Annotated in this window: 14 protein-coding genes; 5 read left to right on the top strand and 9 right to left on the bottom strand. The window is 36.8% G+C overall.

The features are described 5' to 3' along the window. Positions 1-40 precede the first annotated feature (40 nt). The 5 genes from truD to icd all read right to left on the bottom strand — a co-directional run bounded on the left by truD (position 41) and on the right by icd (position 4053). Positions 41-1066, bottom strand: coding sequence for a tRNA pseudouridine(13) synthase TruD (gene truD / locus K7G93_RS09010; RefSeq protein ID WP_226690507.1), 1026 nt, complete (start codon positions 1064-1066; stop codon positions 41-43). Positions 1067-1167: 101 nt separating this feature from the next. Further along, complete coding sequence (gene ispF / locus K7G93_RS09005; protein WP_226690506.1) at positions 1168-1647, bottom strand: 2-C-methyl-D-erythritol 2,4-cyclodiphosphate synthase; 480 nt, start codon at positions 1645-1647, stop codon at positions 1168-1170. A gap of 11 nt (positions 1648-1658) precedes the next feature. Next, positions 1659-2369: a 2-C-methyl-D-erythritol 4-phosphate cytidylyltransferase gene (gene ispD / locus K7G93_RS09000; RefSeq protein WP_049215317.1), complete on the bottom strand. Its 711-nt coding sequence runs from the start codon at positions 2367-2369 to the stop codon at positions 1659-1661. Next, a complete protein-coding gene (gene ftsB, locus K7G93_RS08995) occupies positions 2369-2647 on the bottom strand; it encodes a cell division protein FtsB (RefSeq protein WP_049215314.1) in 279 nt (92 codons plus the stop codon). The genes ispD and ftsB overlap by 1 nt, the downstream gene beginning before the upstream one ends. A gap of 158 nt (positions 2648-2805) precedes the next feature. Beyond that, positions 2806-4053, bottom strand: a complete 1248-nt coding sequence (gene icd, locus K7G93_RS08990) for an NADP-dependent isocitrate dehydrogenase (RefSeq protein WP_228400363.1) — start codon at positions 4051-4053, stop codon at positions 2806-2808. A 174-nt stretch (positions 4054-4227) separates the two neighbouring features. On the opposite strand from icd, the gene K7G93_RS08985 reads away from it, so the two are divergent. The 3 genes from K7G93_RS08985 (at position 4228) to K7G93_RS08975 (ending at position 6439) form a co-directional block, all read left to right on the top strand. Beyond that, positions 4228-4956 carry an rRNA large subunit pseudouridine synthase E gene (locus K7G93_RS08985; RefSeq protein WP_373316106.1) on the top strand — a complete coding sequence of 243 codons (729 nt, stop codon included), beginning with the start codon at positions 4228-4230 and terminating at the stop codon, positions 4954-4956. Between the two features lie 3 nt (positions 4957-4959). Next, entirely contained in the window at positions 4960-5415 is a 456-nt protein-coding gene (locus K7G93_RS08980; RefSeq protein WP_160531919.1) for an NUDIX hydrolase, read from the top strand. A gap of 184 nt (positions 5416-5599) precedes the next feature. Beyond that, positions 5600-6439: a PIN domain-containing protein gene (locus K7G93_RS08975; protein ID WP_226690505.1), complete on the top strand. Its 840-nt coding sequence runs from the start codon at positions 5600-5602 to the stop codon at positions 6437-6439. Positions 6440-6485: 46 nt separating this feature from the next. On the opposite strand, the gene K7G93_RS08970 is transcribed toward K7G93_RS08975, so the two are convergent. Together K7G93_RS08970 and tal are read right to left on the bottom strand one after the other, a co-directional pair. Next, positions 6486-8084 carry a xylulokinase gene (locus K7G93_RS08970; protein WP_226690504.1) on the bottom strand — a complete coding sequence of 533 codons (1599 nt, stop codon included), beginning with the start codon at positions 8082-8084 and terminating at the stop codon, positions 6486-6488. Positions 8085-8282: 198 nt separating this feature from the next. Beyond that, positions 8283-9236 (bottom strand): transaldolase, encoded by a 954-nt coding sequence (tal, locus tag K7G93_RS08965; RefSeq protein ID WP_049215362.1) that lies wholly within the window; start codon positions 9234-9236, stop codon positions 8283-8285. 161 nt (positions 9237-9397) lie between these two features. Between tal and K7G93_RS08960 the strand changes: the two genes are divergently transcribed. Then, positions 9398-9949: a DNA-3-methyladenine glycosylase I gene (locus K7G93_RS08960; RefSeq protein WP_226690905.1), complete on the top strand. Its 552-nt coding sequence runs from the start codon at positions 9398-9400 to the stop codon at positions 9947-9949. 61 nt (positions 9950-10010) lie between these two features. Continuing rightward, complete coding sequence (lptD, locus tag K7G93_RS08955; protein WP_226690906.1) at positions 10011-12359, top strand: LPS assembly protein LptD; 2349 nt, start codon at positions 10011-10013, stop codon at positions 12357-12359. A 102-nt stretch (positions 12360-12461) separates the two neighbouring features. Here the strand turns inward: lptD and K7G93_RS08950 are convergent, their stop codons facing one another. Next, positions 12462-13061 (bottom strand): hypothetical protein, encoded by a 600-nt coding sequence (locus tag K7G93_RS08950; protein ID WP_224045876.1) that lies wholly within the window; start codon positions 13059-13061, stop codon positions 12462-12464. Between the two features lie 412 nt (positions 13062-13473). Further along, positions 13474-14619, bottom strand: a complete 1146-nt coding sequence (gene dprA / locus K7G93_RS08945; RefSeq protein WP_223667743.1) for a DNA-processing protein DprA — start codon at positions 14617-14619, stop codon at positions 13474-13476. Positions 14620-14761: the final 142 nt, after the last annotated feature.

Raw genomic sequence — 14761 nt, 5'->3', positions numbered from 1 at the left:
TCCTTTTGTTATCACTTTTATTTTATCCAATAACTCAATATCACTCTTCTTGTACATTGACTAACTCTCTAATCAATGCAGTAGCATAACTCCCTGCGGGTAAATAAAAATACAGTCTTAATCCTTGCTCAACAAATTCCCAACGTAACTCCTGTGGCTGCATTAATATTGGTCTGCGTGCTGCTTTTATACGCTCTTGTGCCATCAGTTTTAATAAGACTTGATTCTGTTCAACTAAACGATTCTCAATCTCTGTTGCAGACAAATTTTGCTCGCCAATTAAAGGCGCTGTTAATAAAATATCCTGATTTTCTAACCGCACTTGTAACGCAGCAAAATCATCCTTTTCAGTTGTTTGAAACCAACTGTGCGAGCCTTGTAACTGCAAAATATCTTTTGGTAATATTTGTTGTGCAAGCTGTAATTTAATGCGTTCCGATACAACTAAATTAAACACTTCGCTACGTGCTGCAGAAAGATAAAAACTACGTTTTTTGCGATCTTTCACTTTTATTTCACCTTCCGCCCAACGCAGTGCTTGAGTCAGATTATATCCATCACGGCCAAAACGTTGCTCTGTGAAATAATTCGGAAAACCCGATTTTTTGACATTTTCTAAACGAATGTTTAGTTCATCTGTTGCTTTCACACCACGTAGTAAAATTTCAAAATAATTACCATCCAGACTACCGATACGAATTTTACGATTGTGACGCGTTACGGCTAAAATTTCTACGCCATCACACTGGAAACGACTAAAATCAGGTGTTGGCTGACCTGGCATATGCAGACTAAACCATTGTTCAGTCACAGCCTTACGATCTTTTAAGCCCGCATACCCTATATGACGTGCAGAAATGCCGACAAATTGAGCGAGTTTTTCACCAACAAATAAAGTATTGCAATCCGTTTTACGTACTTTTACGGCAACAAATTCACCTTCACCTGTCATGTCATAACCAAGATGTTCCTTGACAATAAAATCGGCACATTCTGCTTTTAAAAAGGCGGTCTGTTTTTCTGCAAATTCCGCCTGATGTGAGTGCTGTAAATAAGCCAGTTCCATGTATTCCTTCATTCATGTTGTAGTAAAGGCGAACTTCATTGTTCGCCTTTATTTTTACGCCATAATTAAACAACATAATATGTTGTTTTCTGATTTAAAAACTAGGCCTTGCTTACTAAAGCTACCGCTTCACAAGCAATCCCTTCACCACGCCCAGTAAAGCCTAATTTTTCACTTGTTGTTGCTTTCACATTCACTTGTTCAATATCACAAGCCAAGTCTTGTGCGATCACTGCGCGCATCGCATCGATATATGGACGCATTTTAGGTGCTTGCGCAATAATAGTGACATCAACATTGCTAACTTGATAACCTTTTTCTTGTACCTGACGATAAGCCTCTCGCAATAAGCCTCGACTATCCGCCCCTTTATATTGCATATCCGTATCAGGGAATAATTTACCAATATCACCCAAAGCAACAGCACCGAGTAACGCATCAGTTAACGCATGCAAGGCTACATCACCATCAGAATGTGCTAATAACCCTCGTTCATAAGGTATTGCTACTCCACCAATCATAATGGGACCTTCTCCACCAAAGGCGTGAACATCAAAACCATGACCAATTCGAATATTCATGTTATTTTCTCTTACTGTGATTTTCTGGTTAAATAAAACTCTGCTAAAGCGAAATCCTCTGGTCGAGTAACTTTAATGTTATCACTACGCCCAGCGACTAAGTGCGGTCGAAATCCAGCAAATTCCATTGCAGAAGCCTCATCCGTCACTTGCATACCTCGTGCAAATGCCTGTTCCAATGCTTGCTTTAAACTATCTAATGGAAAAAACTGTGGTGTTTGTGCTAGCCACAATTCACTGCGATCCTCTGTCTGCTTAATTTGTTGATTTGGTAATGCTCGTTTAATGGTATCCGTTGCAGGAATCGCTAAAATAGCACCATTTTCATCATCAATTTGCATTAACTTATCTAAATCCTGATGCGTTAAACAAGGACGAGCAGCATCATGCACCATCACCCAAACGCCTACTGTATTTTGTTGTTGATGTGATACTGCATATAATCCATTTAGTACTGAGTCTGCTCGATTTTCCCCACCTTCTATTACTTCCATTTTAGGGTGATTTAAAAAAGAGAGGTGAGCAATATAAGGATCATGAGGCGCAACCGCTAAAAAAACCCGCTCAATCTGTGGATAAGTTAATAAAACAGAAAGAGTATGCTCTAAAATAGTTTTACCTTGAATTTCAAGATATTGTTTAGGTTTAGCAGCTTGCATACGACTGCCAATACCTGCAGCAGGCACTACAGCAACAACTCTTCTTGGGATAACTTGATTCATTATTTGTGCTCTTTCACAATGTGATAAAAAATTTCATCTGATTTCACCATATCATGCTGAAATCTTGCACGCTCTTCAATTGCCTCCACACCTTGTTTGAGATCTTTGATTTCTGCGGCAATCACCTGATTACGCTGTGAAAGTTTTTCGTTCTCTTGTTTATGCTGAGTTATTTGCTGTGCAGTTTGTTTGTAATCCAAATAGCCATTTTTACCAAACCAAAAATCATATTGGAATAGTAATAACACAGCGACTAATAAAAATATAAATAAACGCATAGATTCTCAGGCAGTTAATAACAAAGTAAATAGTTTACCGCGAAATAAGAAAAAATACCGCACTTTCTCCTATAAATTACGCTAAATTTTAACAAACACACAGAATAAAACCCCATTATTCGATCGAATAATGGGGTTTATCTTTAACAAAAGTCAGATTACATATTCGCCACAATATCTTGTGCAAACTCAGAAGTCGAGCGTAATTTCGCCCCTTCTAACATTTCAGCAAAATCAAATGTTACTGTTTTATCCGCAATAGTTTTTGATACGGCTTTAACGACCAAATCAGCCGCCTCAACCCAACCTAGATGACGTAACATCATTTCACCACTTAAAATCAATGAGCCAGGGTTACCTTTATCCTGTCCTGCAATTTTCGGCGCAGTACCATGAGTCGCCTCAAAAATCGCTGCTTCTGCACCAATATTAGCACCTGGAGATATACCAATTCCGCCGACCTGTGCAGCTAAAGCGTCAGAAATATAATCGCCATTTAAATTTAGCGTAGCAATAACATCATAGTCTGTTGGGTGCAACAAAATCTCTTGCAAAAACGCATCTGCGATACTGTCTTTAATAATAATTTCGTTACCTGTTTTTGGATTTTTTAATTTCATCCAAGGACCGCCATCCAGCAATTCAGCACCAAACTCTTTCGCAACTTCATAACCCCACCCCTTAAACGCCCCTTCGGTAAATTTCATAATGTTACCTTTGTGCACAAGGGTAAGCGATTTGCGGTCATTATCGATAACATATTGCAATGCAGCACGCACTAAACGTTGGGTACCTTGTTTAGAAACAGGTTTGATTCCAATACCGCAGTCTTCCGTAAAACGAATTTTCTTCACACCCATTTCTTTTTGTAAAAATTCGATCACTTTATTTGCTTCAGGTGAACCAGCCACCCATTCGACCCCTGCATAAATATCTTCTGAGTTTTCACGGAAAATTACCATATCAACTAATTCTGGGTGTTTTACAGGACTTGGTGTGCCTTCATAATAACGAATTGGACGTAAACAATTATATAAATCTAACCCTTGACGCATTGCAACATTCAATGAGCGGATCCCCCCACCGACTGGGGTCATTAATGGCCCTTTAATTGCTACATGATAATCACGAATAAATGCCATTGTTTCATCAGGTAACCACGTATTTTCACCATATACCTCATTCGCTTTGCCACCCGCATAAATTTCCATCCAGGCAATTTTACGATCGCCACCATAGGCTTTTTCCACTGCAGCATCAATGACCGTTCGCATCGCAGGTGTCACATCAACACCAATTCCATCACCTTCAATAAATGGAATAATTGGATTATTTGGCACAATTAATGCACCTTTTTCATCAAGTTGAATTTTCTCACCTTGTGGGATAACGACTTTTGATTGCATATCATTTCTTCCTTATTCTGTTGCCTATGATAGTATAAAGATTCGATAGAACGAGATTATCTATACAAAGCTATTGGAACTGAATAAAGTTCGCAAGTACTTATTAAAAAATTGTTAAAAAATTTCTTCATTTTTCGATCTAGATCCCATTTTCAACTTAAATATATTTTCTCTATGCAAACAAAATTTACAACGAAAAAGCCAACATCTAAATACAAAGCCACATCTTCTTCTCGCACACATATGAGAAAAAATGCCCAAGTATATAAAACGCCTCACGCCCAATATAAAAAAAAGCAAATTAGTTTTGCAGAAACACAAGTCGTCTTATTTAACAAACCTTATGACGTACTGACACAATTTAGCGATGAAAATGAGCGTAAGACCTTAAAAGACTTTATTCCTATCCCACACATTTATCCCGTAGGGCGACTAGATCGCGACAGTGAGGGCTTAGTCTTATTGACTAATAATGGACAAATCCAACATCGTCTAGCTGAACCTCAATTCAACACAGAAAAAACCTATTGGGTGCAAGTTGAAGGTATCCCACAAGAAACTGATTTAAACCAATTACGCCAAGGCGTAACACTCAAAGATGGGCAAACCCTGCCCGCGAAAGTGCGGTTAGTTTCGCAGCCAGATTGGTTATGGGCACGCCATCCTCCCATTCGTGAGCGTAAAAATAGTCCAACTAGCTGGTTGGAGATCAAAATTTGTGAGGGACGTAATAGGCAAGTACGCCGAATGACAGCGCATATTGGTTTCCCTACTTTACGTCTAATTCGTTATCATATGGCATTATTTGATTTAACACATTTAGCTCAGGGTGAGTATCGTGTTATTTCTGAACAAGAACTGACCGCACTTTATCAACAATTACAGTTAAAAAAATTAGGATAAAAAATGCATAGACCTCATATCACACTTGCTTGTGTTGTCCATTGCAAAGGCAAGTTTTTATTTGTAGAAGAATTTGAACATGGCAATCTAACTTTAAACCAACCTGCTGGGCATTTAGAAACTGATGAAACTCTCCTTGAAGCAGCAAAACGTGAATTATTTGAAGAAACAGGAATTCATGCAGACATGCAAGGTTTAATCAAAATCTATCAATGGAGTGCCCCACGCAGTAAAACTGACTTTCTTCGTTTCACATTTGTCGTAGAACTTGACGATTGGTACCCTATCCAACCGCAAGATCCTGAGATTACACGTGGCCTATGGCTAAGCTTAGAAGAGTTTTATCACTATATCCAACAAGCGGGACAATGTGAACGTAGCCCATTAGTGATTGAATCGGTGAAGGATTATTTGAAAGGTGAGTTTATTTCTCTGAATACATTGAAAGTATTTAGATAATCTTGAAAGTCATAAAACACCATAAAATAGCCTTTATATAATTTAACTTAAAATAATAACCCCCATATTTATTAAACGTTATATATATATTAGTATCTTCCAAAATAAAAAATAATTACAATAAATAAGATTTATATTTTAATGAGAGTATTAAAAATACTTTCACTATATGAGGACAATCAAAATGAAATATGCCTTTATTGATTATGAAAATATTCATTCATTAGATAATATTAAGTTAGGTGAATATGAAAAAATCTATTTATTTCTTGGTGCTCAACAACAATATATCAGTTTATCGGAAAAATTTAATGATCAACTCAATATTCATCTTATTACGATAAAAAATGTTTCTAAGAACAATCTCGATTTTCATCTTGCTTATTTTTTAGGTAAAGCAGATCAAGAGGCAGATAAACAAATTAACTTTGATGTCATTTCTAAAGACAAAGGATATCAAGGTATTTGTGATTATATTCAAAACCAAAAATACGCCAGAAAGTGTCAGTTAATTTCTATCACACCGATGAACACTGAGCAAACTCAATCTACGACAGCAAAAAATGAATTTGTGCTTTCCACTCAAGATATAGAAAAATACACCAATGAATATCAGCAATTTATGTCAAAAACTGATATTCGACACCTTCCAACAACAGTTGAAAAACTGACTAACCATATCTATTCACAAACAAATGTGAAAACACTCCCCCAAACGACGGTCAAAACACTTATTCCTCAAATTATAGAAAATCTATCAAATAAGCAGCTTATTGTGATTAAAGATAAAAAAATTAATTATCAAATCACTAATCTATCAAGTCTCTATACCAAATATGAGAGTTTTTTATTGAAAAGAGAAAAACTAAAAAGACCACAGAAATTATCTAGCTTAAAAAATGAAATTGCATCTAAATTAAATCTTCGCGGTAATACTGCCAAAATTAATGAAATCGTGAAGTTACTCAAAGAAAAGCAGATCATTGAAAATCAACAAGAGGATAGCATCGTTTATCAAAAATAAACTATTCACAGCTAGAATTCTGATAAGACCAATATAAGTAGTGATATTATTTAACTACTCCTGTATCAAGTGCTGTTTTTACAATCGGAAGCCCTTTTTGGTAGCGTTGCATAAACACCCGATATCCTTCAACAACACTCGGTTCAGGTTCAACTAATGTGAGGTCGGCTTGATTAAAGATTTCTTGTTCTAAATAAGCTTCTAACGATTTGTATTGAGATTTATGTAAAAAGTTAGCTAACAATGCAATCCCCCACGCCCCACCATTCGACGCGGTATTCATTGTGACTAGAGGAATATTTAATGCTGAAGCCAAAATCTGTGGCACAACATGTTCTGTTTTAAAAACTCCGCCATGAGCAAGCATGTGTTCAATATTAACGTGTTCTTTTTCACGTAAAATATCCATTCCTAATTTCATGGCACCAAATGCACTATATAAATGCACGCGCATAAAATTCGCTAAATTAAAGTGCGCATTTGCTGGATGTAGAAAAATCGGACAGCCTTCAGAAAGCCCAAGACTATGTTCACCTGAGTAAAAACCATATGAAAGTAGTCCTCCGCAATCTTCGTCACCTTGTAAAGCCGCTAAAAATAATTTTTGGTAGAGTGTCTGTGTATCTGTTTTCATACCAAAAGCCTGTAATGCTTCGCCAATTAAATTCACCCAAGCATTAATATCTGAGGTACAATTATTAGCATGTGCCATCGCTACTAATTTCCCTGCTGGCGTTGTTACAAGATCGATATCAGAATATACTCTTGATAATGATTTTTCTAACACCACCATAGCAAATACTGATGTACCAGCAGAAATATTCCCTGTTTTTGCTTTAATGCAATTCGTTGCAATCATCCCAGTGCCAGCATCGCCCTCAGGTGGACAAAACGGAATATCCGAAACTAAATTTCCTGTTGGATCCAGCAATAACGCGCCTTGTGGCGTTAATCTGCCCGCATTTTGACCTGCCACTAATACCTTAGGAAGTATGTTATCGAGTTGCCATGGCAAGTGTTTTTCGGCAATCTGCTGGTTAAAAATGGCTATCATTTCTGCATCATAATTAAGCGTACTAGTATCTATTGGAAACATACCTGATGCGTCGCCAATACCTAACACTTTTTCGCCCGTTAATTGCCAATGAATATAGCCTGATAATGTCGTCAAATAATCAATATGCTGAATATGGCTTTCTTGATTTAAAATCGATTGATAGAGATGTGCAATACTCCAACGTTGTGGAATAGGGTAATTGAATCGCTCAGTCAAGCGTTGTGCCGCTACTGCTGTTGTATTATTGCGCCAAGTTCTAAAAGAGACAAGCTGGTTACCATGCTTATCAAATGGTAAATAGCCATGCATCATCGCACTCACCCCAATGGCTTTGGCATGCTTAATCAACGTCGCATATTTTTCTTTCACATTTATTTGTAAATTGCGATAGGCTTGTTGTAGTGTTCGCCAAATTTCAGTTTGATGATAAGTCCAATTTCCATCAATGCAATGGCTTGCCCAATCTGCATCACCACTTGCTAAAATCACACCATGTACATCAATAATGACCGCTTTTACTCGAGTTGAACCTAATTCGATTCCAATGACAATTTGTCCATTATCAATACATTGTTTTTCATATTGCATGACTTATTACACCTCTTTAGGAATGTGAAATATTGTATTTCTATAATACGAATTCTCGTAATAAAAAATACAAGAATTACAATAAGATAAGTATTAGCACATAGCGAATAACACACATCAGGTTAAACTTTAATTGAACAGGTAAAAAAATGCGGTCAAAACTGACCGCACTTTTTATACTTATACTCTAATCCTAAATTAAAATTTAGCTAATAACATCGCTTCTAATTTTTCTTGGTCAGCTGCAAACTTACGGATACCTTCCGCCAGTTTTTCCACCGCCATTGCATCACTATTATGCTGCCAATAAAACTCCGCTTCTGTTAATGGCTCTGGCTTCGCCTTCACTTCTCCCGTATAACTTAATTTACGCTCAAGAGTACTCGTGTTTTCTTGTAATTCTTTTAACAGCGCTGGCGCAATCGTTAAACGGTCACAACCCGCTAATTCGGTAATCTCACCTACATTACGGAAACTCGCACCCATCACAATCGTGCTATAACCATGTTGCTTGTAGTAGTTGTAGATTTTCGTCACCGAAATTACACCTGGGTCTTCCGCTGGTGCATACTCTTTCTTATCACTATTGGCTTTATACCAGTCTAAAATACGACCCACAAATGGCGAAATTAAATAAACACCTGCTTCAGCACAAGCTCGTGCCTGCGCCTCTGAGAATAACAGCGTTAAATTACAGTTAATCCCTTGTTTTTCCAACACCTCCGCTGCACGAATACCTTGCCATGTTGAGGCGATTTTAATCAAAATACGCTCATTACCAATCCCTGCTTCGTTGTAAAGTGCGATTAATTTTTTCGCCTTTTCAATCGTCGCTTCAGTATCATAAGAAAGGCGTGCATCTACCTCTGTTGAGATACGTCCTGGGACAATTTTTAAAATTTCTAAACCGATGTTTACCGCTAATTTATCTTCAGCATCGATTAATTGCTGTTTTGAGCAATCACTTTTTGCTTTCGCATAGGCAATCGCATCATCAATTAATGAGGCATATTGTGGTAGTGCTGACGCACTTAAAATTAAAGAAGGGTTTGTTGTCGCATCTTCTGGTTGGTATTTTTTAATCGCCTCAATGTCACCAGTATCAGCAACAACAACTGTCATGTTACGGAGAGAGTCAAGTTGTGTAGTCATAATTTTCCTCTACTTAGATTATTACAATTCATCAATTACGAACTTACATACAATAGCATATCAATACAAAAATGGCATGATCTTTTCATTCACATTTCAATAGCTAGAGGCTTGTATTAAAATGTTTAAAAATCAACCGTATTTTTCATTAGGAGGGCAGTATGCGCAAACGTTGTGGCTGGGTAGATAACTCACCTATTTATATCGATTATCATGATAACGAGTGGGGAAAACCTGAATATGATAGCTTAAAATTATTTGAAAAAATCTGCTTAGAGGGTCAACAAGCTGGGCTATCTTGGATCACCGTACTCAAAAAACGTGAAAATTATCGCTATGGCTTCCATCATTTTGACCCAAATAAGATCGCGCAAATGACAACCTTAGATATTGATAAGCTAATGCAAAATGCAGGGTTAATTCGACATAGAGCCAAATTAGAAGCAATTGTCAAAAATGCAAAAGCGTATTTAGCAATGGAAAAGAATGGTGAAAATTTCAGTCAGTTTATTTGGTCTTTCGTCAATCACCAACCGCAAGCGAATAATGTACCTAATTTAGCCTCTGTACCGACAAAAACCGCTGTATCACGTGCCATGTCTAAGGCACTAAAAAAAAGAGGCTTTGTATTTGTCGGCGAAACTACCTGTTATGCCTTTATGCAATCGATGGGACTAGTCAACGATCACCAAAATGATTGTTGGTGTAAATAATATGCCTTTGCTTGATTTTCCAGTATAATCAAGTCAGTTTTGACTTAAATACGGTTATCCAATGAAAAAGAATTCTTATACCTTACTTTCTGTTGCAATCTTGAGTGCACTTTATAGCACATCAAGTATGGCTGATTTAAAAGCACAATGTCTAGCAGGCGTACCTCATTTTAAAGGAGAGTTGGTCAACGGAAATCCAAATGAGTTACCCGTATATATTGAAGCAGATCAAGCTCAATTAATCCAATCATCGCGTGCAACTTATGAAGGTAATGTCGATATCCAACAAGGTAACCGCCAATTAAAGGCACATCGTGCAGAAATCACCCAACGCCAATTAACAAGCCAAACGCAACGCCTTGTACATATAAGTGGTGGATTTGATTATGAAGATAATCAAATTCAGCTTGCGGGACAAGATGCACAAGTCAATTTAAATAATAAAGACACCAATATTAAACAAGCTAAATATCAATTAGTTGACCGACAAGGGCGTGGGCACGCAGAAGAAATTGAACTACGTGACAATTACCGATTAATGAAAAATGGCGTATTCACCTCTTGTTTGACAGGAGATAATTCTTGGTCAATTGAAGCAAAAGAAATGCGCCAATATATTCAAGAAGAATATGCAGAAATGTGGCACGCACGTTTGAAAGTACATGGCGTACCAATTTTCTACACGCCTTATTTACAACTTCCTATTGGCGATCGCCGTCGTTCTGGTTTGCTAATACCAAATTTTGGCACTTCTAGTCGTGATGGTTATTTTTATGCTCAACCAATTTACTGGAACATTGCGACTAATCTTGATGCGACTTTCACACCTAAATATATGTCGCATCGTGGTTGGCAACTTAATGGTGAGTTTCGTTATTTAAGCCCAATTGGAGAAGGTAAAATCGCAGGCGAGTATTTAAAGAAAGACCGCTTAACAGATTATAAAAGCGATAATCGCTCACGCCATTTATTCTATTGGACACATCATTCCAGTTTCTTACAAAATTGGCGACTCAATTTAGATTACACGCATGTAAGCGATAAACGCTATTTCTCTGATTTTGATTCTGCTTATGGTTCCAGTACAGATGGTTATGCAAATCAAAATTTACGCATTGCTTACTATCAGCCTAATTACAATTTGGCGATTTCTGCAAGACAATTCCAAATTTTTGATGAGGTCGAGATTGGGCCTTATCGCGCATTACCTCAAGTAGATTTCAATTATTATAAAAATAATTTAGTGCATGGTTTATTCGACTTTAAATTATTTTCACAAGCCGTTCGCTTCGATAATGACAGTGCACTCATGCCAACGGCATGGCGTTTTCATCTTGAGCCAAGCTTAAATCTGCCACTTTCAAATCGTTATGGTAGTTTAAATATTGAAACTAAGCTCTACGCTACACATTATAAACAGCGTAAAGGAAGAGGCGAGTATGCGGAGCAAGTACAAGGTACAGTAAATCGTGTCTTACCACAAATTAAAGTCGATTTACAAACTGTACTAGCAAGTAATAAAACCTTTATTAAGGGCTATACTCAAACACTTGAACCACATATTCAATATTTATATCGTCCATACAAAGATCAAAGTCATATCGGCTCAAAGCGTAACAATGCCTATTTAGGTTTTGGTTATGATTCATCGCTATTACAACAAGACTACTTCGCATTATTCCGTGATCGTCGTTATAGTGGGTTAGATCGCATTGCTTCAGCAAATCAATTCACGCTGGGCGGTACAACACGTTTTTATGATAAAACAGGCGAAGAACGTTTTAACTTATCTGCGGGTCAAATTTATTATTTACGTGATTCACGTATTGATTCTAACCCTGATAATAGTAGTTATGGACGTTCCTCTTCTTGGTCATTAGAGTCTAACTGGAAAATTAATGACCAATGGCGCTGGCAAGGTAGTTATCAATATGACACTCGTTTAGATAAATCTGCATTAGGTAACTTTACTCTCGAATATAACCCGATGAGCAATAACATCATTCAATTAACTTACCGTTATGCAAGTCAAGAATATATTGACCAAAACTTAACTGCTGATGCAAACCGTTATGGTCAGGATATTAAGCAACTTGGCTTAACTATTGCATGGGAATTAACAGATAATTGGGCTGTTGTCGCACGTCATTACCAGGATTTAGCGTTGAAAAAGCCTGTTGAACAATATTTAGGGGTAGAATACAGTACTTGTTGTTGGGCAATTAATGTGGGGGCGAGACGTAATGTCACTAGCCGTCAATATCAGGCTGAAAATGAAATTGTGTATGATAAAAGTATCGGGATTAATATCGAGCTACGTGGTTTAGGTAGCGATGATCACAAAGGTAATATTGAAAAAATGCTACAAAGAGGAAAACTACCTTATTTACAAGCATTTAGTCTCTACTAAATCTGCATTCAATTAACTTATTAAGGCACTGATTCCAGTGCCTTATTTTTAGACGAAAAGTGCGGTCTATTTTTAGCAAATTTTGTTTATTATTAATAGTACTTATAACTCAATCGTCGTTTCTTCAATTTTGACTTGAATAAATTCTGCATCCTCTTGCATTTTACGATAACGTTGCTTAGCATGCTCGAGTTGATAAGGCATAAAAGGAAAAGAAAGAAAACTCGTCAAAAAAAGCAACCAAAATATTCTCCCATATTCATCTATCAAATAATGACGTTGCTTTTTAACATATGCCTCAATATGTTCATCAAATAAATTTTGGTAACAAGCTGAATTTTTCACACACATTTTCTTAATAAAATCTTCACCATTCACTGTTATAAATTGCAACTCAGATAAGGTATAATGCCCCTCATTCGGGAAACCACAATGTGCAGTATAGCAATGATTATTTCTGTGCTTTACTTCAATATATTGATTTAACTTACCATAAACACGATTGTCTTTAATCTCAACAGTCAAATCATAATAAGATGCATATTTTATTCCTGCATCATTAAAGATAATAAGGTTTGCTTCAATTAATAACAAAAACAATCCAAGAAAACCAAATATCCCCCAATGAATAAAAATCCATTTCTTATGGCGATAAAAAAGAAATAAAAAACGCTGTAAAAATGCAAATTGTTTATCTGTCATAACGATTTTTGTGTGCTCGTTTATATTTCTAATTTTTAGATAAATATTGAAAAAATAATAAAGAAAATCTGATTACATTTCAATCTATTAGCCCATCTTACATCATATTTTATGTTACTTACTTCTTATCATACTCATAAGTTCAAACTAAGGATACGCTACTTTATTTTGCTTACCACATAAGGCTATGTGATATGAATTAACGGAGTTTTTGTTTTAGGCGCCCCATGCCAAACTATCTATTTACTTTGAGTCTATTTGATACAACAGTAAAAATATACCAGATCTTTTTCAAAACGGACATCCAGCAGCCTCTTAGTACCATCCTCAAGGATCGACACAGCTAACGCGCTGTGCTATAAAAAAGAACCGCACTTTATTCCAACTAAAGTGCGGTATATTTTAATCATATTTAAGCTCGCCGATACAATCCGTTTTCAGTAACAATTAACGCCTGCAGCTCTAATTCTAATAATTGGATCAATAAACTCTCTACGGATAAGTCCAGTTTTTGTGCTAGCTCATCAATTCCAATCGGGCTATAGCTAATCTGTGCGAAAAGATCTGGATAGGCAGGCTCAATGGAAACCTCTGTTTGTTTCACATTCGATTGATAAACATGTGTCATTAATGTTTCAGTTGGCTGACAAAGAACTGATTGTGTCGGCGCGCTAGTGCAACTTTCAACGTGGCATAGTGAAAGATTGTCTAACATATCCTGTACATTTTCCACTAAAAATGCACCTTGTTTAATCAATTGATGGCAACCTCGACTACATTCATTTTGAATATTGCTTGGTAAAGCAAAAACATCACGATTTTGTTCCAATGCATAACGCGCTGTAATTAATGAACCACTGCGCTCATTTGCCTCAATAACTAACGTACCTAAAGATAAACCGCTAATGATACGATTACGGCGTGGAAAATTCTCTGCAAGTGGTGGTTGACTGGGTAAAAATTCTGATACTAAAGCCCCACCATACTCCACAATACTCGTGGCTAAATGTCGATGTTTGTAAGGATAGAGATACTCTAAACCACTGCCCAAGACTGCAATTGTTTTTCCCTGTATATCCACTACGGCTTGATGGCAAAATCCATCAATACCTAATGCTAATCCACTAGTCACAATAAAATTTGCTAAGCTTAACTCTGTAGCAAAATATTTTGACCAATATTCACCATAGTGAGAGCAATATCGGCTGCCCACTATCGCCATTTGAGGTCGAGAGAGCACAGAAAGATCCCCTTGAATAAATAGTAATGGCGGTGCACTATCAATTTGCTGTAATAAATAAGGGTATTCGGCTTGCCAATAATGTATTATCTGATTCCCAACTTGTTCTGCCCAACACAACGCTGGTTCAATGTATTTCATTTCTGGTTGTTGCCAACGCCTAATTTGTTGTTCTGTCCAGCCTAATTGTTTTAATGCGACAGTATCATATTGTAATAAATCATCCATGCTGACTTGGGTTAACAAATGTTGAATACGTGCAGCCCCTAGTCGTGGAATCTGGTTCAGCCGTAATAACAAATTAATCATCTGATCCATCTATTTTCACTCTTAACAAAAAGAAAAGAATGTAAAGTGCGGTCTGTATCTATTCACTTTTGATGTTCTGAATTTGTGAATAAGATCGAAAAATAAAAAAATCTGCAACTCCAAAGAGATGCAGATTAATCTGAGAGCAATA

Origin of the sequence: Pasteurella canis, assembly GCF_020810675.1 — a bacterium.
In the GTDB taxonomy this organism is placed as follows: domain Bacteria; phylum Pseudomonadota; class Gammaproteobacteria; order Enterobacterales; family Pasteurellaceae; genus Pasteurella; species Pasteurella canis.
Note: the sequence above shows the minus strand (reverse complement) of the source record. Positions and strands in the feature narration are given on the sequence as shown.